Annotated in this window: 12 protein-coding genes and 5 pseudogenes; 8 read left to right on the top strand and 9 right to left on the bottom strand. The window is 68.6% G+C overall.

Annotation, left to right across the window (positions count from 1 at the left end):
* Nucleotides 1-117: 117 nt before the first annotated feature.
* Nucleotides 118-606, top strand: coding sequence for an MFS transporter (locus tag T428_RS33810; protein ID WP_169733600.1), 489 nt, complete (start codon nt 118-120; stop codon nt 604-606).
* Nucleotides 498-2,090 (top strand): MFS transporter, encoded by a 1,593-nt coding sequence (locus T428_RS0100130; RefSeq protein WP_025734887.1) that lies wholly within the window; start codon nt 498-500, stop codon nt 2,088-2,090. The genes T428_RS33810 and T428_RS0100130 overlap by 109 nt, the downstream gene beginning before the upstream one ends.
* On the opposite strand, the gene pheT is transcribed toward T428_RS0100130, so the two are convergent.
* The 4 genes and pseudogenes from pheT to T428_RS24555 form a co-directional block, all read right to left on the bottom strand.
* Nucleotides 2,087-4,582: a phenylalanine--tRNA ligase subunit beta gene (gene pheT / locus T428_RS0100125; RefSeq protein WP_025734886.1), complete on the bottom strand. Its 2,496-nt coding sequence runs from the start codon at nt 4,580-4,582 to the stop codon at nt 2,087-2,089. The genes T428_RS0100130 and pheT overlap by 4 nt on opposite strands.
* Entirely contained in the window at nt 4,582-5,625 is a 1,044-nt protein-coding gene (gene pheS / locus T428_RS0100120; RefSeq protein WP_025734885.1) for a phenylalanine--tRNA ligase subunit alpha, read from the bottom strand. The genes pheT and pheS overlap by 1 nt, the downstream gene beginning before the upstream one ends.
* A gap of 130 nt (nt 5,626-5,755) precedes the next feature.
* Nucleotides 5,756-6,563, bottom strand: a pseudogene (locus T428_RS24560) (rhomboid-like protein).
* 57 nt (nt 6,564-6,620) lie between these two features.
* Nucleotides 6,621-7,356: pseudogene (locus tag T428_RS24555) on the bottom strand (adenylate/guanylate cyclase domain-containing protein).
* 320 nt (nt 7,357-7,676) lie between these two features.
* Here T428_RS24555 and T428_RS24550 point away from each other — a divergent pair.
* Nucleotides 7,677-8,708: pseudogene (locus tag T428_RS24550) on the top strand (oxygenase MpaB family protein).
* Between the two features lie 6 nt (nt 8,709-8,714).
* On the opposite strand, the gene T428_RS0100100 reads toward T428_RS24550, so the two are convergent.
* The 4 genes from T428_RS0100100 to infC are packed head-to-tail and all read right to left on the bottom strand — an operon-like array spanning nt 8,715 to nt 10,799.
* On the bottom strand, nt 8,715-9,506 hold the full coding sequence (locus tag T428_RS0100100) for a TrmH family RNA methyltransferase (protein WP_025734884.1): 792 nt from the start codon (nt 9,504-9,506) through the stop codon (nt 8,715-8,717).
* 5 nt (nt 9,507-9,511) lie between these two features.
* Complete coding sequence (gene rplT / locus T428_RS0100095) at nt 9,512-9,901, bottom strand: 50S ribosomal protein L20 (protein WP_025734883.1); 390 nt, start codon at nt 9,899-9,901, stop codon at nt 9,512-9,514.
* 54 nt (nt 9,902-9,955) lie between these two features.
* Nucleotides 9,956-10,150: a 50S ribosomal protein L35 gene (rpmI, locus tag T428_RS0100090; protein WP_025734882.1), complete on the bottom strand. Its 195-nt coding sequence runs from the start codon at nt 10,148-10,150 to the stop codon at nt 9,956-9,958.
* Between the two features lie 31 nt (nt 10,151-10,181).
* Complete coding sequence (gene infC / locus T428_RS0100085) at nt 10,182-10,799, bottom strand: translation initiation factor IF-3 (RefSeq protein WP_084298567.1); 618 nt, start codon at nt 10,797-10,799, stop codon at nt 10,182-10,184.
* A 393-nt stretch (nt 10,800-11,192) separates the two neighbouring features.
* Between infC and lysX the strand changes: the two genes are divergently transcribed.
* From lysX to T428_RS0100060, 5 genes and pseudogenes are all read left to right on the top strand, one after another.
* A complete protein-coding gene (gene lysX, locus T428_RS0100080) occupies nt 11,193-14,561 on the top strand; it encodes a bifunctional lysylphosphatidylglycerol synthetase/lysine--tRNA ligase LysX (protein ID WP_084298607.1) in 3,369 nt (1,122 codons plus the stop codon).
* Nucleotides 14,562-14,638: 77 nt separating this feature from the next.
* A pseudogene (locus T428_RS24545) lies at nt 14,639-16,123 on the top strand (alpha/beta hydrolase).
* Between the two features lie 427 nt (nt 16,124-16,550).
* The gene (locus tag T428_RS0100070; RefSeq protein ID WP_025734879.1) at nt 16,551-16,799 is read left to right on the top strand and encodes a hypothetical protein; all 249 of its coding nucleotides are present in this window, start codon (nt 16,551-16,553) and stop codon (nt 16,797-16,799) included.
* Nucleotides 16,789-18,522, top strand: a pseudogene (locus T428_RS24540) (serine/threonine-protein kinase PknH/PknJ). Before T428_RS0100070 ends, T428_RS24540 begins: the two are co-directional and overlap by 11 nt.
* Nucleotides 18,523-18,547: 25 nt before the next feature.
* Nucleotides 18,548-19,408 (top strand): NYN domain-containing protein, encoded by an 861-nt coding sequence (locus T428_RS0100060; RefSeq protein WP_025734878.1) that lies wholly within the window; start codon nt 18,548-18,550, stop codon nt 19,406-19,408.
* A gap of 14 nt (nt 19,409-19,422) precedes the next feature.
* Here T428_RS0100060 and uvrA read toward each other — a convergent pair whose 3' ends face one another.
* Nucleotides 19,423-22,338, bottom strand: coding sequence for an excinuclease ABC subunit UvrA (gene uvrA / locus T428_RS0100055; RefSeq protein ID WP_025734877.1), 2,916 nt, complete (start codon nt 22,336-22,338; stop codon nt 19,423-19,425).
* Between the last annotated feature and the right edge of the window lie 70 nt (nt 22,339-22,408).

Raw genomic sequence — 22,408 nt, 5'->3', positions numbered from 1 at the left:
TGCATGGTTATGCGCTTGTTTGCAAATTCATTCCCCAGCCGACACTGCCCCCCAACTCGTGTCTCGTTTTCGCCTGTCGTGAACGTCCGCGTTACCCGGTCACGGTATTTGGGATTGATGCACCTGCGCGCCGCCGCGCCCCCGGCGCGGAACACCAAGCTGCGTGGGCTGGTAGTGGGACGCGGGCTGGTGACCACCGCGGAATGGATGTGGTACACCGTCACGACGGTGTACGCGTTCACCCTCTCGGGCGTGGGCGCGGTCGGCGCCATCAGCGTCGCCGCGGTGTTACCCCCCGCGCTGCTGTCGCCGACGCTGGGCTACGTCATCGACAGATTCCCGCACGAACGCATCCTCACCGGGGTGTTTGCCACGCGCCTGGCTGCCGTCGTGATCACGGCGGTCTCGGCGGCATTCTTTCCGGCGGTGTCCATCCTGGTCGCGGTGATCGCGGTCGAGGGCACCACCACATGTTCGTGCGACCGACCACCGCGGCGATGCTGCCGGCCATCACGCAGCGACCCGACGACCTGGTTCGTGCCCACGCGGCGCTGGGCACCACCGACAAACTGGGCATCTTGGTCGGGCCGGTCGCGGGTGGGCTGATGCTGGCCGCCACCTCCCCGACCGCCGCGCTCAGCGTGGCCGCGGTGCTCGCCCTGGGTGGCGTGGCCGCCGTCACGACCGTGCGGGTGGGTGGTGCGGAACGGGTGCGCGGCGCTCCCGGTGACGGTCCCCGGAATGCGCTGGGCGAGACCGTCAAAGGGGTCCGCACCGTCGTCGGCCCCCAGGTGCGTTCGATCGTGGTCGTGACCGCGCTGGCGTTCCTGATGCTCGCGGCCAGCGAAGTTTTCGTCGTGCCGATGGCCATCGACCTGCTGCACTGGGGACAGGCCGGACCGGGTGTGCTCACCGCGCTGATCGCCGGCGGCGGTCTGCTCGGCGGGTTGACGCTCGGCGCGATCGGCAAGTGCCGGCTCGGCCCGTGGTTCGTCGTCGCCGGGGTGGTGATGGCGCTCGCGCTGACGCTGATGGCGGCCGCGCCGCACTACGCCGTCGTGCTCGCCGCCACCATCGCGTTCGGCGCCGGCAGTGCCCTGGTGGTGATGGCCGGCCAGGTACAGATCCAAAGTCTCATTCCGCTGTCGGCGGGGGGTCGGGTGCTCGGGGCGATGGAGGGCCTGAGCCAGTTCGCGATGGCCGCGGGAGCGTGGGCCACCACGCGCGTCACCCAGGGGTGGTCACTGCGCACCAGCCTGCTGGCGCTGGCGGTGCTCGTGGTGTCGGCCACGGTCGCCGTGGCGCGCTCGTTGCTGCAAACCGACGCCTGGGTGGCGGCGACCCGGCAGCCGGTGGACGCGCTCGACGAGATCGCACTGTTTGCGCCGCTGACCAACGTGCTGCGGGAACGGATCGCCACCCAGATTCACCGCGAGATGGTCGGCGCCGGCGAAGTCGTCACCGACCAAGGTGAATACGGCGATTCCTTCTACATCGTCGAGGCCGGCACGCTCGACGTGTGCGTGGACGGACGCCACGTCCGCACGCTGGGGGCGGGCGACTTCTTCGGCGAACTCGCGCTGCTGCGCGACACCCCCCGCACCGCGACCGTGCGCGCGACGTCCGACTGCCGACTCTGGGTCTTGCCGCGCCGGGCCTTCCTGACGGTGCTGACCGGATTCGACCCGACCGGTCAAACCATCAACACGGCATCCGTTGAGCGACAAGCGAACATGCCCGCCACCGCCGACCGTGACGCGGCTCTGGCGGATGCGCCGCTGTTGGCAGCCCTGCCGGCCGCCGCCATCCGCGACCTGGCGGCCGCGGCGACCACCGAGGGATACGACACCGCGACCGTGGTGTTCGGCGAGAACGATCCCGCCCACGACGCGTACTTCATCGTGGACGGGCGCGTCGACTTCGATCGGGGCGGCGAACGCATTCGCGCGCTGGGCCCGGGCAGCATCTTCGGCGAAGTCGCCGTGTTGCGGCCCGGCGCGACCCGCACCGCGACCGCCACCGCCGCGGCCGGCACCGTGCTGTGGCGGCTGCCCGGCGCGCAACTGCGCGACGCCGTCGCCCGTGCCTAGGCGCGTATTTCGGCGCCCAGCAGCTCGGCGGCGTGGCGCACCGCGGCATCGCGGGCGGCACTGGCGTCGTCTTCGGTCAGCGTGCGATCCGGCGCGCGGAACCGCAGCGCGAAGGTCAGCGACTTGCGGTCCTCGCCGATCTGCGGCCCGGTGAACACGTCGAACAGCTGCATGTCTTCCAGCAGGTCGCCGGCGCCCTCGCGCACCGCGGCGGCCACCGCCTGGGCGGGCACGTCCGCGGCCACCACCAGGCTGACGTCCTGGAAGACGGCCGGGAACGGCGACACCTTCGGCGCCGGCAGCAGCTCGGCGATCGGCAGCGCATCGAGGTTGAGTTCCAGGGCGCAGGTCCCCTTCGGCAGACCGGCCCGCTCGATGACGGCCGGATGCAGCTGACCCGCGTGGCCGATGACGGTCTGTCCGACGAGGACCTCGGCGCACCGCCCGAGATGCCACGGCAGGTACTGCGACGACCGCAGGGTGACGTCGATTCCGCTGGCGCGGGCGATGATTCGCACCGCCTCCAGGGCGTCGGCGGCCTCGACGCGACGGCCCGGCCCCCACGGGCCGCGCGGTTCGCGCAGCCCGGCCAACACCGCGGCGACGTGCTGGGGCTGGCGAGGCAGCGACGCGTCGAGCATCGCGATCTCATCATCGGTCGGGCGGCGGTCGACCGGGATCAGCGCGACCCCGCGGGTCTGCGCGGTCGGCTGCACCACCTGCGCGACGGCGTACAGCGCGGCGTCGACCAGCCCACGGGACACGTTGCGCCCCAATGCTTCCAGCAATCCGGGCAGCAGCGTGGTAGCCAGCTCCGGACGATCGGCGTCCAGCGGGTTGAGCACCCGCGTCGCCGTGCGGCGCGGATCGTCGGCCGGCAGGCCCCACAGATCGAACACGCCGGCCGGCAAGAACGGGGTCGGCAGGATCTCGACGTACCCGGATTGCGCGAGCGCCTTGCCGATCGCGCGCCGGCGTTTCTGCGTCGGCGTCAGGCCGCCGCCGGCCGGCGTCGACGGCAGCACCGACGGGACGACTTCCAGCCCCTCCAGCCGCAGCACCTCCTCGACCAGGTCGGCGGGCTGCAGCAGATCGGGCCGCCAGCTGGGCGGTGTCACGGTCAGCGTGTCGCCGTGTTCGGTTACCACAGCGCCGATTTGGGTGAGCCGCCGGGCGGTGGTGCCCGCAGCGTAGGTCACGCCCGCGACACGGTCGGGCAGGTCGGCGGCAATCGAGATCGCCGGCTGCGACCAGTCGTCGCGCGGTGGATCCCCGCGCCAGTCGGTCAGGGTGGGCGACACCGCCGCGCCGGTGATGTCGGCCAGCAGCGCCGCACAGCGGTCCAGGGCGGCCACCGAAATGGCCGGGTCCACGGTGCGCTCGTAGCGGCGGGCGGCCTCGCTGGGCAGGTGCAGCCGCCGCTGGGTGCGCGACACTGCGGCCGGGTCCCACACCGCGGCCTCCAACAGCACGTCGGTGGAATCCGCGCGCACCTCGGTGCTGGCCGCGCCCATCACGCCGCCGATCGCGGTGGTCGCGACGTCGTCGACGATCAGCACGTCGGTCGGATCTAGTTTGCGCTCAACGTCATCCAGCGTGACGACCGTCTCGTCGGGCTCCGCGAAACGCACCTTGAACTCCCCGGTGATGCGGTTGCGGTCGTGGGCGTGCATCGGGTGACCCAGCTCCACCATCACGTAGTTGGTCACGTCCACGGCCGGGGAGGTGGCACGGATGCCGGACAGCAGCAGCCGGCGCTGCAGCCACCACGGCGACACCGCGGCCGGATCGATCCCGGTGACCGGCCGCAACGCGAGCCGTCGCACCCCGGTCTGCGCCTGCACGGTCAACGGCCACGCCGGTCCGTCGGCCGGCAACGGCTTGACCATGGCATCGGACGCCGGATCGACGAAGTTTAAGTCGTAGGCGTTGGCGATCTCGCGGGCCAGGCCGCGCACCGACATGCAGTAGCCGCGGTCGGGGGTGATGGCCAGATGGAAGACCACGTCGTCTAGTCCGAGCACGTCGGCGCCGCTATCGCCCGGGTCGGCGGTTCCCGGTGGCAGCACCAGAATGCCGGAACGGTCTGCGCCCAAACCAAGTTCGGCTGCCGAGCAGATCATGCCGTCGGAGTTGCGGCCGTAGGTCTTGCGGGCGGTGATCGCGAAGCCGCCGGGTAGCGTGGTGCCGGGCAGCGCCACCACCACCAGAACGCCGACCGCGAAGTTCGTTGCACCGCATACGATTCCGCGATCTTCGCCTTCGCCGACGTCGACCAGGCAGGCCCGGATCGGCTTTTTGAATTCGGTGAGCTCCTTGATGGCCGACACCCGGCCGACCGTCAGCGGGCCGTCGACCGGGCCCAGCGTGACGACGTCCTCGACTTCGTGGCCGATGCGCACCAGCGTCTGCTCGAGTTCGGCGGCACCGACATCCCAGCCCGGCGCCCCGGTGGCGACGACCTCACGCAGCCAGCTGTACGGAATTCGCATTACAGACCCACCCCGAATGGCACCGAGAACCGGATGTCGCCCTCGACCATGTCGCGCATGTCGGGGATGCCGTTGCGGAACTGCAGGGTACGTTCCAGGCCCATCCCGAATGCGAAGCCCGAGTAAACCTCGGGATCAATTCCCGCGGCGCGCAACACGTTCGGATGAACCATGCCGCAGCCGCCCCATTCCACCCAGCCCGCGCCGCCCTTCTTGCCGACGAACCACACGTCGACCTCGGCCGACGGCTCGGTGAACGGGAAGAAGTGCGGCCGGATCCGGGTGCGTGCCTCGGGCCCGAACTCCGCGCGCGCGAACGCGTCCAGGGTTCCGCGCAGGTGCGCCATCGACAGACCGCGGTCCACGGCCAGGCCCTCGACCTGGTGGAACACCGGGGTGTGGGTGGCGTCGAGTTCGTCGGTTCGGAAGGTGCGGCCGATCGAGACGATGTAGACCGGCAGTTCGCGCTCCAGCAGGGTCCGTACCTGAACCGGAGAGGTGTGGGTGCGCAGCAGCTGCCGGGAATCCTCCGGCGCGACGTAGAAGGTGTCCTGCTCGCTGCGCGCGGGATGGTCGGGCGGGAAGTTCAGCGCGTCGAAGTTGAACTGTTCGGTTTCGACCTCGGGGCCCTCGGCCAGCTCCCACCCCATCGCGACGAACGTGTCGGCGACGTGTTCGGCCAGGATCGTGATCGGGTGCCGGGCGCCGGGGGGCTGCCGCGTCGACGGCAGGGTGACGTCGATGCTTTCGGCGACCAGCACGGCCGCGTCGCGCTCGGCGCGCAGCACCGCCAACCGTTCATCGTAGGCACGTTGCACCTCGCCGCGCGCGGTGTTGACCCGCTTGCCGGCCGCGGCACGCTGCTCCTTGGGCAAGCTGCCCAGCGCCTGTCGCGCCAGCGCCACCGGTGAGTGGTCGCCGAGGTGCTCGGTCTTGGTTTGCGCCAGCGCGTCGAGGGTGTCGGCGAGCCCGATGGCGTGCCGGGCGGCGGCGACTGCGTTGTCCAACGCTGTCGGCGACAGGTCGACGGGTTGATCACCCACGCGGCGACACTCTCCTTGCTGACGAGGCTGTACGGGCTGCCCGTATTGCCGGCCAGCGGTGCTGAAAACAGGCACGGGTCGAGTGCCGATCATATGTGACCGCGTCGGGCGAACCGAACGCGCCGAAGGTTTAGCCGACCAGCGCCGGCCGCAGGCCGGGCAGCACTTCCGCGTCGCCGTCCGCGGCCGCGCGGGCGGCCCTAAACTGGGCGATCTTGTACGCCACCGACGCGCCGAGAGCCCCGACGACCGGGGCCGCGGCCATCGTGCCCCAGTGGTGAGCCAGCACCAGGAAGCCGAAGCCCGACGAGGCCACCAGCATCGCACCCAGCACCGGTGTCCAACGGATCGGTTGCCGGAACCGGGCGGACACCATTACGCCCAGGATCACCGCGACGGTGTGCCCGGCGTCGGTGAAGTCCGCGCCGATGATCGCCGAGGTCACCCCCGCCGAGATCCACCAGCCGACCCAGGCCGGACGCCAGCGGGACGGGATCGCCGCCGTCATCGCGCCGAGCACCGCCAGCGCGCCGTAGCTCATGCCGACGTCGCTGGCCCGGGCGATGGAGATCGGCAGCCACCCGAACTCGACCGCGCAGGCCAGCGCGGCGGCCACCACCAGGGTCGCGCCGATGTGGCCGACCAGAAACGCGATCACCAGCCGGATGGTCCGCAAATGCAGCTCGGCAAGGGCCAGTAGGCAGGTCAAACGGGAGCCAGAAATAGAGCGGGCCGGCGTCGACGACCAGCGCGCTGCCCAGCAACGTGCCGATGTGTCCGTGCGCCAAGTTGTGCAGGTTGGTGCTGGCGCGCTGGACGATGACGTCGTGCGCGTGCTGGCCGAGCAGCAGGATGGCACAGCTGACCGCGAACAAGACCGCGACATACCCCACGGTGAAACGGACCCGGCCCAGCCGGGATAGCAATCCCCCAAGCATTGAATCCATTATGCGGGCTAAATTGTTTCGTCCCCGTGATGGGACGCTGTCAAGTTGCTAAGAGTATTCGAGACGGTAGATCGCCAAGTCCGGCGGGACGCCCGGCGTCTTGGGCGTAAACACGGATTTACGTGCACGTTTGGCGACGACGCCCAGGGCGTCCAACTCGGTTTGTCCGATCAGGTCCAGCGCCGTACCCGAAATCATGATCCCGCCTTTGGTGGCCCGGTCCATCACCCGAGCGGCGATGTTGACGTCGACGCCGAGCCAGTCGGCGGCCAACCGCTGCGGCCGGCCGGTATGGATCCCGACCCGCATCCGCGGCCGATAGCCATCGACCTCGACCTGTCGCATCGCGCGGTCGGCGGCCAGCACGGCCCGCACCGCGACGTCCGGATGACGGAACACCGCCATGATGCCGTCGCCCATCCGTTTGACGATGTGCCCGCCCGCGTCGACCAGCGGCGGCTCGACGGCGCGCGCCACCCGGCGCAGCAGGGTCAGCGCGGCGTCGTCACCGGCTTGCAGCGACCACGTCGAGAAGCCGACCAGGTCGGTGAAGACCAGCGTCACCTCCGGATTCGCCGGCCGGCGCGACACCGCCTCGGTCAGCGCCTGCCAGACCTGCAGCACGCTCAAACTGACCTCGTGCGACGCCGCGTCGCGATCCCCCAGCAGCCGATCGGCGGCTCGGGCCGCGGCGCGCGGGCCACCGTCGCCGGCCGTCGAGAGCGGGTCACCGAATTCGGGATCCGGGCAGCATTCGTCGCGCCCGCCGGGTGAACGCCACCACGCCCGGGCTGCGATTGGCGCTCTGTCACCAGGTTGCGCCAGGGAGACGTCGTCGCCGCCGATTCCGGGTCCGTGTCGAAGGACTCCTCCGGTTCGGGATCGCGCGGCGCGAGTTCCACCCGGCAAGGGTAAGTAGTTTCACCGAAGCCGGGCAATGACGCGCGTCCGGTTTGTGTCAGACGTCGCATCAAAGCGACTGATTAAGCCGCTGCGACGCGGGCGTGGAATCTCGGTAACGCCTTGGCGCCGCACCCGCCGAAATCGTAGACAACGTGCGTTGTCAAATTTATCGTGGGCTCAGTCAGGAAGTAGGAGGTCGTGATGACGATCGCATCGACTACGTCCGCCGACCCACTGGGGCCAGATTCCCTTACCTGGAAGTACTTTGGCGACCTGCGCACCGGAATGATGGGCTTCTGGATCGGGGCGATCCAGAACATGTACCCCCAGCTCGGTGCGGGCGTCGAGGAGCACTCGATCGTGCTGCGCGAGCCGCTGCAGCGGGTGGCGCGGTCGGTGTACCCGATCATGGGTGTGGTCTACGACGGCGATCGCGCGGCCCTGACCGGTGAGCAGATCAAGCGCTACCACGACACCATCAAGGGAATTGATGCCGAAGGGCGTCGCTACCACGCGCTGAACCCCGAGACCTTCTACTGGGCGCACGCCACGTTCTTCATGCTGATCGTCAAGGTCGCCGAGTAATTCTGCGGCGGCCTCACCGAGGCCGAGAAGCGGCAGCTGTTCGACGAACACGTGCAGTGGTACCCGATGTACGGCATGAGCATGCGGCCGGTGCCCAAGTCGTGGGAGGAATTCCAGGAGTACTGGGACCGGGTCTGCCGCGACGAGCTGGAGATCAACCAGGCGACGCTGGACATCTTGCGGACCCGCATCCCGAAACCGAAGTTCGTGCTGATGCCCACGCCGATCTGGGACCAGATCTTCAAGCCGCTGGTGGCCGGACAGCGCTGGATCGCGGCCGGGCTGTTCGACCCTCCGGTGCGCGAGAAGGCGGGCCTGCGCTGGACGCCCGGTGACGAGATCCTGCTGCGGATCTTCGGCAAGCTGATCGAGCTGGCGTTCCTGGCGGTGCCCGACGAAATCCGGTTGCACCCGCGGGCGTTGGCCGCCTACCGCCGCGCCGAGGGCCGGGCTCCGATCGACGCGCCGCTGGTCGAGGCGCCCGAGTTCATGGCGCCGCCGCGGGATCGCCGCGGGTTGCCGATGCACTATTGGCCCCCGGGTTCCCTTCGCACTAAGTCGCTGATCGAGCGGGCCGGTTCGCTGATGCACACCACGCTGTCGCTGGCCGGGCTGCGCCCCGCCGGCGGCCGCAAAAGGGCGGCGTAGGGCCGCTCAAAAACCCTGCAACACGCCCAGCGCCTGCGCGCTCTGGTACAGGCAGATCGCCGCGGCAGCAGCCACATTCAGGCTCTCCGCACCGCCCGACATCGGGATACGCACCCGGTGGTCGGCCTGGTCGGTGATCTCTTCGGGCAAGCCGTGCGATTCGGGGCCGAACAGCCACGCCGTCGGCCTGCCCAGCAGCTCGCCGGCTTCGTCCAGGCGGGTGCCGCCGTCAACGGTGGTGGCCAGCGCCTGCAGCCCGGCGGCGCGGACCGCGGCCAGCACCGCGTCGACGTCGGGGTCGGCGACGACCGGCAGCGAGAAGATGCTGCCGGCCGACGCGCGCAGGCACTTGCCGTTGTAGGGGTCCACGCTGTGCCCGGCGAGGATCACCGCCGCCGCACCCATGGCGTCGGCCAGGCGGATCAGCGTGCCCGCGTTGCCCGGCTCGCCGATCTCGACGGCGACCGCGACCAGCCGGGGTAAGCCGGCCAGCGCCTGCTGCAGGCCGGTCGCCGGCAGGTCGCACACAGCCACCAGGCCCGCCGGAGTAGCGGTGTCGGACAAGGCTTTTGCCGCACGCTCGGTGACCACGTGGATCGGACACTGCTGGGCGGCCAGCAATGTCGCGTGCCGCTGCGCGGCGAGTTCGGTGACGAACACCTCGCGGATCAATCCGCGCGCCGACGCGGCCTCGACCAGGTTTTGGCCCTCGGCCAGGAACTGGTTCGCGCGCCGCCGCACGACATGGCGATGCAACTTGACCGCCGCGGCCACCCGGGCCGAGCGCTCGGTGAGCACGGGGGTTAGGCAGCTTCTCCGGAGGGCGCGTTGACGTCTTTGGGCAGTGCCGCCCGGGCGACGTCGACCAGCGCGGCGAACGCGGCCGGGTCGGTGATCGCGATGTCGGCGAGGTTCTTGCGGTCGACTTCCACCCCGGCGGCCTTGAGGCCCTGGATCAGCCGGTTGTAGGTGATGTCGTTGGCGCGTGCCGCCGCGTTGATCCGCGAGATCCACAACTTGCGGAACTCGCCCTTGCGCGCCCGGCGGTCGCGATACGCGTACTGCAACGAATGCAGTTGCTGCTCTTTGGCTTTGCGGTAGAGCCGAGACCGCTGGCCACGATAGCCTTTCGAGGCCGTCAGGACGCTGCGCCTCTTCTTGTGGGCGTTGACTGCCCGCTTCACGCGTGCCATGGATATTCCTACTCTCGTTCAGACGTAAATGGTCGGGTGCCGGCGGTCGGCTGGTCAGCCGTTCAGCATCGCGTTGATGCGCTTGGTGTCGTTGGCCGCGACCTCGGTGCGGCCGTCGAGCCGGCGGGTGCGCTTGCTCGGCTTGTGCTCGAGCAGGTGGCGACGGTTGGCTTTCTGGCGGACGATCTTTCCGGTCCCGGTACGCTGGAACCGCTTGGTCGCCCCGCTGTGGGACTTGGTCTTGGGCATGTTTCCTCTAGTTCTTAGTTTCGCGGTCAGGTCAGTTCGGTGAAGCCGCGCTGTCGCCGGTTGCTTCGGCGTCGTGTGCTTCGGGTGCCGGCCCGGCACCCGGCGCTTCGGGATGCCGCGCCCTGGCGCGGCTCTTCGCGCCGCGGTGCGGTGCCAGCACCATCGTCATGTTGCGGCCGTCCTGCTTGGCCGACGTTTCGACGAATCCGTATTCGGCGACGTCGGCGCCCAGACGCTGGAGCAATCGGTAGCCCAGCTCGGGGCGCGACTGCTCGCGTCCACGGAACATGATGGTGACCTTCACCTTCGACCCCGCCTCCAGGAAGCGGATCACGTGACCCTTTTTGGTCTCGTAATCGTGATCGTCGATCTTGGGTCGCAGCTTCTGCTCTTTGACAACGGTCTGCTGCTGGTTGCGGCGGGATTCGCGCGCCTTCTGCGCCGCCTCGTACTTGAACTTGCCGTAGTCCATGATCTTGCAGACCGGTGGCCTGGCGTTCGGGGCAACTTCGACGAGGTCGAGATCGGCGTCCGCGGCGACGCGCAATGCGTCTTCGATGCGCACGATGCCTACCTGCTCCCCCCTTGGGCCGATCAGTCGAACTTCAGGTACGCGGATGCGCTCGTTGACGCGGGTCTCAGTGCTGATGGGGCCTCCCTTGTTGGGCTTTCGTGGTCGCGCTGCGACCGAGGTCCGGCCCGTTGGGATTCAGCGGTGGAACACCACACCATCAGCAAAAAGCCCTGCAGCAGCAGGGCCCAATGCCGACCGATCACGGCCCGAAATACCTCCAAGCCGTCCGCGCCATGCGCGAAACAGGCATCTCGCGATGCCGGTGACCGGACCGCTGCGCCTTGAAATGATTCGCGGCTCGCGGTGGGAGCGGGACTCCACTTAACTGTCCCAGGCCGAGGCCGGGATGGTCGCCGCGCAAGTCTAGCAGCCATCGGGCGTCTTCGAGCATTTGAGCTGCTCGGCCGGGGTGCTCGCGCCCGCCCGGACCGACAATTCGTCTCGCCGCCGATTGGCGCTTTGCCAGGCATTTCACGGAGGAAAGGCTTATCCTCGCGGTCTGTGACTCTCGCTTCTGCTGCCTCGAGGCCTCGTTCGGGCAGCCGGTCGAGTTCCCGGTATTGGTGGGTACCGGCAGCGGCCGGCTGGACCGTTGGCGTCATCGCCACCCTGTCGTTGATCGGCAGCGTGTCGCCCCTGATCCGGTGGCTGGTCAAGGCTCCACGGGAGTTCATCAACGACTACCTGTTCAACTTCCCCGACACCAGCATCGCGTGGTCCTTCGTGCTGGCGCTGCTGGCGGCGGCGCTGACCGCTCGCAAGCGCATCGCTTGGTGGGTGCTGCTCGGCCAAATGGTGCTGGCCGCGTTCTGGAACGCCGCCGATATCGCCGCCGGCGACAACACCGCGGCCGAGACGTTCGGCGAGAACCTCGGTTTCGCGATGCACATCGTCGTGATCGTGCTGCTGGTGCTGAGCTACCGGGAGTTCTGGGCCAAGGTCCGCCGGGCCGCGCTGTTCAAAGCGGCCGCCGTCCTCGTCGTCGGAGACGTGATCGGAATCCTGTTGTCCTGGGGTCTGGTCGAGCTCTTCCCCGGATCGTTGGCCCGGCAGGATCGGCTGGGATACGTCGCCAACCGGGTAGTCGGGTTCGCCCTGGCCGACCCCGACCTGTTCACCGGCAAGCCGCACGTCCTGCTCAACGCGATCTTCGGATTGTTCGGCGCGCTGGCCCTGATCGCGGCCGCGATCGTGCTGTTCCAATCCCAGCGCGCCGACAACGCACTCACCGGTGAGGACGAGTCGGCGATCCGCGGGCTGCTCGAGCTGTACGGCAAGAACGACTCCCTGGGCTACTTCGCAACCCGCCGCGACAAGTCGGTGGTCTTCGCGCACAGCGGCCGCGCCGCGATCACCTACCGGGTCGAGGTGGGCGTCTGCCTGGCCAGCGGCGACCCGGTCGGCGATCCCCGGGCCTGGCCGCAGGCCGTCGACGCGTGGCTGGCGCTGTGCAAGACCTACGGCTGGGCACCCGGAGTCATGGGCGCCAGTTCCCAAGGCGCGCAGGCGTATCGCGAGCGCGGCCTGAACGCGCTCGAACTCGGAGATGAGGCCATTCTGCGGACCTCCGATTTCCGGCTGTCCGGCCCGAACATGCGCGGGGTGCGCCAGGCCGTGACGCGGGCCCGGCGGGCGGGGTTGACGGTACGCATCCGGCGGCACCGGGACATCACGGCCGAGGAGATGGCCGAGACGATCGCGCGCGCCAACGCCTGGCGCGACACCCAGTCCGAGCGCGGCTTCTCGATGGCGCTGGGGCGCCTGGGCGATCCGGCCGACGGGGAATGCCTGTTGGTGGAGGCGCTGGACCGCGACGAGCAGGTGGTCGCGATGCTGTCGCTGGTCCCGTGGGGAAGCACCGGGGTGTCACTGGACTTGATGCGCCGCTCGCCCCAATCCCCCAACGGCACCAACGAATTCATGGTCAGCGAACTTGCCCTGAACGCCGAAAGCCTTGGTATCAACCGTGTTTCGTTGAACTTCGCCATGTTCCGGTCGGCGTTCGAGCAAGGCGCCCAACTCGGCGCCGGCCCGATCGCGCGGCTGTGGCGCGGCCTGCTGCTGTTCTTCTCCCGGTGGTGGCAGCTGGAGACGCTGTACCGCTCCAACATGAAGTATCAACCCGAATGGGTGCCGCGCTACGCCTGCTACGAGGACGCCCGGTTGATCCCGCGGGTGGGCGTGGCGTCGGCCATGGCCGAAGGCTTCCTGGTGCTGCCGTTCAGCCGCCGCGACAAGGTGCACACCGGGCACCACCCCGCCGTGCCGGCCCGGCTGGCGGAATCCGGGTTGTTGCACGAAGACGGATCCGCGCCCGACGTCAGCGGCCTCAAGCGCGGCGACGAAGTCGACTCCGAGGAGTACCACCGCCGGCTACCCGAACAGGTGCGAGTACGGCTGGAAAAACTGAAGTCGTTGCAGCACAATGGAATTGATGCTTATCCGGTGGGTTCGGCGCCCACCCACACCGTCGCGCAGGCCCTCGACAGCGACGACCAGGACACCGTGTCGGTGGCGGGCCGGATCTTGCGGATCTGCGACTTCGGCGGTGTGCTGTTCGCCGAACTGCGCGACTGGTCCGGCGAAATGCAAGTGCTGCTGGATAATTCGCGCCTGGAGTCCGGCCGGACCGCCGACTTCACCGCGGCCATCGATCTCGGTGACCTGGTCGAGATGACCGGGCGGATGGGATTCAGCAAGCGCGGGACCCGCTCGTTGATCGTGGGCGACTGGCGCATGGTCGGAAAGTGCTTGCGGCCGTTGCCCAACAAGTGGAAGGGACTGACCGACCCGGAGGCACGGGTGCGCACCCGTTACGTCGACCTCGCGGTCAACGCCGAGTCACGCAATCTGGTGACGACGCGCAGCAACGTACTGTGCTCGGTGCGAGAAACGTTGTTCGCCAAAGATTTCATCGAGGTGGAAACCCCGATCTTGCAGCCGATCCACGGCGGGGCGGCCGCGCGCCCGTTCGTCACCCACATCAACACCTATGACATGGACCTGTTCCTGCGCATCGCGCCCGAGCTCTACCTGAAGCGGTTGTGCGTCGGCGGCGTGGAGCGGGTGTTCGAGCTGGGCCGGGCCTTCCGCAACGAGGGCGTCGATTTCAGCCACAACCCGGAGTTCACGCTGCTGGAGGCCTACCAAGCGCACGCCGACTATCGGGTGTGGATCGACGGTTGCCGCGAGCTCATCCAAAACGCGGCCGAAGCCGCCAACGGCGCGCCGACCGTGCTGCGGCCCCACCCGGAGCACGGCGACGGCCACCTCGAACCCGTCGACATCTCCGGGGAGTGGCCGGTGAAGAGCGTGCACGACGCCGTCTCCGAAGCGCTCGGCGAACACATCAACCCGAACACGTCGCTGGGCGAGCTGCGCAAGCTGTCCGACCGTGCCCGCATCCCGTATCGGGACCATTGGGACGCCGGCGCGGTGGTGCTCGAGCTCTACGAGCACCTGGTCGAAGAACGTACCGAGGCGCCCACCTTCTATATCGACTTTCCGACGTCGGGCTCGCCGCTGACCCGGCCGCACCGCAGCCAACCCGGCGTCGCCGAGCGGTGGGATTTGGTGGCCTGGGGTGTCGAGCTGGGCACCGCCTACAGCGAGCTCACCGATCCGGTGGAGCAGCGCCGCCGGCTGCTGGCGCAGTCGCTGCTGGCCGCAGGCGGCGATCCGGAGGCGATAGAGCTGGACGAAGACTTCCTGCAGGCCATGGAATACGCGATGCCGCCGACCGGCGGGCTGGGGATGGGTATCGATCGGCTCGTGATGCTCATAACCGGTCGCAGCATCCGTGAGACCCTGCCGTTTCCCCTGGCCAAGCCGCATTAGCCGGGTGTCGCGAGCCGCGGCGCGGCCACCGCGAACATCGGGTGAACATGTTCCGTCGCGGTTAAGAATCGATCACAATGGATCGCGTGACAGCGCCCGTGCCCGATGCCACCGGGCAGTTTTTGGCAAGCGGTCATACCTCGCTGATGCACGGCTGGGTGCCGATCACGGTCCAGGCCGTCACCGCGATCGTGCTGGCGCTGGCCGTCGGCTGGCGATCACGGCGTTGGCGGACGGTATGCCTGCCGCTGGCGGTCGCGATCGGTGCGGCCACGGCATACGGAACCCATTGATACATCGTCGATCAGGGCCTGTCCGAGGAACCCGCACCGGTCGCGCTGTGGTTGTGGACCGCGGTCACCGGTATGGCCGGGGCGGTGCTGGTGCTGGGCTGGCGCGGGGCGCGCGGCTGGCGACGCGGTGCCGCGGTGGTGTCGGTGCCGCTGTGTCTGCTGTGCGCGGTGCTGATGCTCAATCTGTGGGTCGGCTACTTCCCCACCGTCCAGTCCGCGTGGGGCCAGCTGACCTCCGGCCCGCTGCCCGACCAGACCGATCAGGCGACCGTTACCGCCATGGCGGCCAAGGGAAATCGGCCGGCACACGACAGCGTGGTGCCGGTCGCCATCCCCTCGTCCGCCTCGCACTTCAAGCACCGCGGCGAGCTGGTGTACCTGCCACCGCAGTGGTTCGCCAACAGCCCGCCGCCGGCCCTGCCGACGGTGATGATGATCGGTGGGCAGTTCAACACCCCGGCGGACTGGACACGTGCGGGCAACGCGATCAAGACGATCGACGACTTCGCCTCCGCCCACAACGGGGCGGCTCCGGTGCTGGTGTTCGTGGACTCCGGTGGGGCGTTCAACAACGACACCGAATGCGTCAACGGCATCCGCGGCAACGCCGCCGACCATCTCATCAAAGATGTTGTCCCCTATATGATTTCGACCTTCGGTGTCAGTCCCGACCGGGCCAATTGGGGGGTGACGAGTTGGTCGATGGGCGGCACCTGCGCGGTGGACCTGACCGTCATGCACCCGGACATGTTCAGCGCGTTCGTCGACGTCGCCGGTGACTTCTTCCCCAACGCCGGCAACAAGGCGCAAACCATCAGCCGGCTGTTCGGTGGAAATGCCGAGGCGTGGGCGTCGTTCGACCCGAGCACCGTGATCATCCGGCACGGCCAGAACCACGACGTGTCGGGCTGGTTCGCGATCTCGTCGGACGGCCCGCCCGCGCCGCACCGCGACGTCTCGATCGCGGACACCGCCGCGATGCGGCTGGCCGAACGCGACGCCGCCGCCAACCCGAGCAACCAGACCGCCGCGGCCTACTCGCTGTGCGCGCTGGGCCGCGCCCATGGCATCGACTGCGCGGTGCTCCCCCAGCCCGGTAAGCACGACTGGCAGTTCGCCGACCGGGTCTTCGCCGCGGCGCTGCCGTGGCTGGCCGGCCAGCTGGGCACCCCCGGCGTACCGCGGGCCCCGCTGCCCGGCACTTCGCCCGCGTCTTCGGTTGCGCCGGTGGTGATCCCGGCACAGCATGCCAACGCCGCACCGAGGTAACCGGCAGTGGGGTCCATCGCACGGCTACGACCCGTGCAGCGCGTGGACGCGCTGGGCCAGCACGCCGCTGATCCTGGTGCCGGCGTGGACGCGGCGGCGCAGCCACGCGTTCTGGCTGGCGGTTGTGGCTGGCGGTCAACCCGTTCGTCTTCGGCAAGCCCCGGCAGCTGCGCGCCTGGTCGAAGCGCGCGATGCTGGGCGAGGAACTGTGGATCAGCCGCCGCCCCCGCGACGGGGCCGCCGTGGTCAGCGCGCTGGCGTCGGCGACGGCGCTGGTCGCTCTGGTGGCCGCGCGCCGGCATCGGCGCTGGGACCCGCGGCGGTCGCCACCGTGCTGCAAATGTCGCTCACCTCTATTGGGAGCAGATGGTGCGCTATCTCGAGCGCGAACACCAGGACCCCGCCTCGCCGCAGTAGCGTGGCAACCATGCCCGACGAACCAGCAAACCTCGGCGCCGCCCCACCCGACCCCGGGTACGACAGCGCGGGCGTACCGACCTTCGAATCGGTGCGTGAGAAAATCGAAACCCGATACGCCGCGTCACTGGGCGACACGGAACTCGACGCCGACTCACCGGAGGGCCGCTCCGTCGACGAGCAGTACGACGAACGCCGGCGCGCCGCGGCCGAACGGCTGGCGCAGATCCGCGAGTCGATGCGCACCGATGAGGGCTAGCGGGGACGGCGTGGGGCCGGGGGGGAGATCGATGAGGCAAACGCGGGTGGGTACCCGGTTCGGGCACTACCACCTGCGCCGGCTGCTGGGCCGCGGCGGGATGGGCGAGGTGTACGAGGCCTACGACTCGGTCAAGGACCGCGTGGTGGCGCTCAAGCTGGTGTCCGAGCAGGTCAGCTCCGACGACGTCTTCCGCCGGCGCATGCAGCGGGAAGTGCAGACCGCGGGCCGGCTGCAAGAACCGCACATCGTGCCCATCCACGACTACGGCGAAATCGACGGCCAGCTGTTCATCGACATGCGCTTCGTCGAAGGCCAGGACGTCGGCTCCGTGCTCAACCGCACCGGGCCGCTGCCGCCGCCGCGAGAAGTCGTTATCGTCGAGCAGGTGGCGTACGCGCTGGACGCCGCCCACCGCGCCGGGGTGATTCACCGTGACATCAAGCCCGAGAACATCCTGCTCACCGAGGGCGACTTCGCGTACCTGGTCGACTTCGGTATCGCCGCCGCTACCGACCAGAGGGTGACGAAAACCGTTGCCGCCATGGGTAGTTGGAACTACATGGCGCCCGAGCGGTTCGGCAAGGACGACCCCACCTACCGCGTCGACATCTATGGCCTGGCCTGCCTGCTCTACGAATGCCTTACGGGCGCAACACCTTTCCAGACCGAGAGTCTCAGCAGACTGATGGCCGCGCACCTGATGGAGCCAGTACCGCGGCCCAGCCAGCGAAATCCCGCCGTGCCCACCGCATTCGACGAAGTCATCGCACAGGGCATGGCCAAAGACCCGTTCGCCCGCTACGCCACCGCCGGCGATCTCGCGCAGGCCGCCCTGCACGCGCTGAGCACTCCCGACCAAGACCGGGCCACCGACCTGATCCAGCACAGCCGACACTTCGCCCCACCGCCCCCACCGGCACCCGTCCCGCCGGCCTGGGTCGCCAGCCCGCCGCCATGGACGCCGCCCCCGCCGCCCAAGCCCAGACTGGGGCTGATCGTCGGCGCGATCGTGATCGTCGGCGCGGCCGTCGCGGGCACCGGGATCTGGGCGGCCGTACGTCAACCCGCCGCGTCGCGCCCGGCTACCAGCGCCGTCGAGTCCGCTACTCCGAGCCCCGCGCCGCCCGGTGGCACTGCCGTCGCGAATGTTGCTCCCGCACAACTGCATTCGGTTCTGGTTCCGGTGGAGCAGATCAACACCATCGTCGGCACCACCGGGAGCGTCGTCGACCACAACAGCACCGTGATGACCGACCCCACTCCGTCCAACACGTTGTCGGACGACGACTGCCTCGGCGCGCTGATCGGTTTCCAAACCCCGACGTACCAGAGCAGCGGCTACACCGGGATGCTGGCCCAGTTGTTGAAGAAGCCGAACAGCCACCCCGGCTACGCCGTGGTCCAGGGCGCGGTGGTATTCGCCTCCGCCGACCAGGCCCGGGCGTTCGTGACCTCCCAGCTGCCCCGGTATCGGGAGTGCGCCGGGCGAACCGTGACCCAGGTGTCCGACGGAGTCACCTCCCAATGGACATTCGGGGACGTCAGCGGGAATCCACCCAACATCGCCCTGTAACACACGCTGGGCAACAGCCCGGTGGTGTGCCAGCACGTGATCAGTGTGGTGTCCAATGTGGTCTTCGACGTCAACGTCTGTGCGCCGGGGACGATCAACCAGGCCAGGCAGATCGCCAATATGATGGCGGACCGGTTGCCCCGTTGAGGGCCGATCAGGAGGCGAACGCACGATGACCGAATCCACCCGCGTCGCTGTCTACCTCGACTTCGACAACATCGTGATCTCGCGCTACGACCAGGTACACGGGCGCAACTCGTTCCAGAAGGACAAGGCCAAGGGACTCGCGACGGACCGGCTGCAGTCGGCCACCGTCGACGTCGGCGCCATCATCGACTTCGCGTCATCGTTCGGCACCCTGGTGCTGACCCGCGCCTACGCGGACTGGTCCGCCGACGTCAACGCCGCTTACCACGGCCAACTTGTCGGTCGCGCAGTCGATCTCGTCCAGCTCTTTCCGGCGGCAGCGTACGGCAAGAACGGTGCCGACATCCGGCTGGCGGTCGACGCGGTCGAGGACATGTTCCGGTTGCCCGACCTGACCCATGTGGTGATCGTGGGCGGCGATTCGGATTACATCGCGTTGGCTCAGCGGTGCAAGCGCCTCGGCCGTTACGTGGTTGGCATCGGTGTGGCCGGTGCCAGCAGCCGATCCCTGGCCGCGGCCTGCGACGAATTCGTCAGCTACGACGCGTTGCCCGGGATCCCCACTGCCGCAGCGCAATCCAGCGGACCCAAGAAGCGTGGGGGACGGCCGAAGAACGACGCCGACGACGCACCCGCCGATGCGCAGGCCGCGGCCACCGGATTGCTCGAACGCGCGCTGCGCATCGGCCTGGAGAAGGACGACACCGAGTGGCTGCACAACTCGGCGGTCAAAGCTCAGATGAAACGGATGGACCCGTCATTCAACGAGAAGTCCCTGGGTTTCAAATCGTTCAGCGACTTTCTGAGGTCCCGGTCGGAGCTGGTGGACCTCGAAGAGACCAGCACGACGCGTCTGGCGCGGCTGCGCGGCGAGGCTGCCACGTAGCCGCGCGGATGTCGCTAGGCGCTGACCTTGCGCCGCCGGGCGGACCGCGGTTTGGTCGCCGACACGGTGGTGCGCCCGACGACCTCGGCGAGGAACTTGCCGGTGTAGCTTTCCGGCACCGCGGCGACGTCCTCCGGAGTGCCTTGGGCGACAACGGTTCCGCCTTCGGCGCCGCCCTCGGGGCCCATGTCCACGATCCAGTCCGCCGTCTTGATCACGTCCAGGTTGTGTTCGATCACGATGACCGTATTGCCCTTGTCCACCAGGCCGTTGATCACGTTGAGCAGCTTGCGGATGTCGTCGAAATGCAATCCGGTGGTGGGCTCGTCGAGGATGTAGATGGTGCGCCCGGTCGACCGCTTCTGCAGTTCGGAGGCCAGCTTGACCCGCTGCGCCTCACCGCCGGACAGGGTGGGCGCGGGCTGGCCCAGCCGCACGTAGCCCAGGCCGACGTCGACCAGGGTGCGCAGGTAGCGGTGGATGCCGCTGATCGGTTCGAAGAACTCGCACGCTTCCTCGATGGACATGTCCAGCACTTCGGAGATGGTCTCGCCCTTGTAGTGCACCTCGAGGGTTTCCCGGTTGTACCGGGCGCCCTGGCACACCTCGCACGGCACGTACACGTCGGGCAGGAAGTTCATCTCGATCTTGATGGTGCCGTCGCCGGTGCACGCCTCGCAGCGACCGCCCTTGACGTTGAACGAGAACCGACCCGGTTGGTAGCCACGGACTTTCGCCTCGGTGGTCGCGGCGAACAAGGTGCGGATCTTGTCGAACACCCCGGTGTAGGTGGCCGGGTTGGAGCGCGGTGTGCGCCCGATCGGCGACTGGTCGACCCGCACCAGCTTGTCCAGGTGCTCCAGCCCGGTGACCCGGGTGTGCCGTCCCGGGACCTGCCGAGCGCCGTTGAGCCGGTTGGCCAGTACGGCCGCCAGGATGTCGTTGACCAATGTCGACTTGCCGGATCCGGACACGCCCGTCACCGAGGTCAGCACGCCGAGCGGAAACGACACGTCGATGTCGCGCAGGTTGTGCTCGCGGGCCCCTACGACGGTGAGCTGACGCTTGCGGTCGACGGGACGTCGAATCGCCGGCGTGGCAATGCTTTCCCGGCCCGACAGGTAGGCACCGGTGATCGAGTCCTGGTTGGCCAGCAGCTCCTGGTAGGTGCCGCTGTGCACGATCTGGCCGCCGTGCTCGCCGGCGCCGGGCCCGATGTCGACGATCCAGTCGGCGTGGGCGATGGTGTCCTCGTCGTGCTCGACGACGATCAGTGTGTTTCCCAAAGCCCTTAGCCGCGTGAGGGTTTCGATGAGGCGACGGTTGTCGCGCTGGTGCAGTCCGATGGACGGTTCGTCGAGCACGTAGAGCACGCCGACCAGTCCGGAGCCGATCTGGGTGGCCAGCCGAATGCGTTGGGCCTCACCGCCGGACAGCGTGGCGGCGGCCCGGGACAGCGACAGGTATTCCAGCCCGACGTCGAGCAAAAATCCCAGCCGCGACTGGATTTCCTTGAGCACCTGCCCCGCGATCGCCTGCTCGCGCACGCCGAGGGTGAGCGCGTTGAGGAAGTCGGCACAGTCCGAGATGGACAGGTCGCAGACCTCGGCGATGGACTTGGAGCCACGGTCCCCCGCGGCCAGCGACACCGCCAGAATCTCGGGCTTGAGCCGCGTGCCCTCGCACACCGGGCACGGGATGTCGCGCATGAAGCCTTCGTAGCGCTCCTTCATCTGCTCGGACTCGGTCTGCTCCATCTTGCGCTGCAGGAACGCCAGCACGCCTTCGAAATCGGCATAGTACGAACGAGTTCGGCCGTACCGGTTGCGGTACCGCACGTGCACCTGATGGTCGGAGCCTTCCAGAATCGCCTTGCGGGCCTTGGCCGGAAGCTTGCGCCAGGGCGTGTCGACGTCGAATCCCAACTTTTCGCCGAGGCCGGCCATCATCCGGGTGAAGTACTCCGCGGTGTGCCCCGCCGACCACGGCGCCACCGCGCCCTCGGCCAGGGTGCGCTCGGGGTCTGGCACCACCAGATCGGGGTCCACCTCTTTGCGGATGCCCAACCCGACGCATTCGGGGCAGGCACCGTAAGGCGAGTTGAACGAGAACGAGCGGGGTTCCAGGTCGTCGACGGCCAGCGGGTGCCCGTTGGGGCAGGCCAGCTTCTCGGAGAAGCGCTGCTCGCGCGGGTGGTCGCGCTCGTCGCGGTCGTCGGGAAATTCCAGCACCACGATGCCGTCGGCCAAATTCAGCGCGGTCTCCACGGAGTCGGTGAGCCGCTGCTTGGCGGCGGTCTTGACGGTGAGCCGGTCCACCACCACCTCGATGTCGTGCTTCTCCTGCTTTTTCAGCTTTGGCGGGTCGGCCAGCGGGTGCACCACCCCATCGACCCGGACCCGGCTGTAGCCCTGCGCGTTGAGCTTGTCGAACAGGTCGGCGAACTCGCCCTTGCGGGTACGGACCACCGGGGCCAGGACCAGGAATCGGGTGCCCTCCTCCATCGCCAGCACCTGATCGACGATTTGCTGCGGGGTCTGGCGGGCGATCCGTTCCCCGCAGACCGGGCAGTGCGGCGTGCCGGCGCGCGCGTAGAGCAACCGCAGGTAGTCGTACACCTCGGTGATCGTGCCGACCGTCGATCGGGGGTTGCGGTTGGTCGACTTCTGGTCGATGGACACCGCCGGCGACAAGCCCTCGATGAAATCGACGTCGGGCTTGTCCATCTGCCCCAGGAACTGGCGGGCGTAGGCCGACAGCGACTCGACGTAGCGGCGCTGGCCCTCGGCGAAGATGGTGTCGAAAGCAAGCGACGACTTGCCCGATCCCGACAACCCGGTGAAGACGATCAACGAGTCGCGCGGCAGGTCGAGGGCGACGCCGCGCAGGTTGTGTTCACGGGCACCTTTGACGATTAGGCGGTCAGCCACGCTGCCTCTCTCATAAAATTCTCGCTTGCCTGTACGGCGTTTACTGCGCACGGCGCATTCCATGCTAGGT

It is taken from the genome of Mycobacterium genavense ATCC 51234 (assembly GCF_000526915.1).
GTDB classification, from domain to species: Bacteria; Actinomycetota; Actinomycetes; order Mycobacteriales; family Mycobacteriaceae; genus Mycobacterium; species Mycobacterium genavense.
The sequence above is the reverse complement of the archived record's forward strand: the minus strand, read 5'-3'. Positions and strand labels throughout refer to the sequence as shown.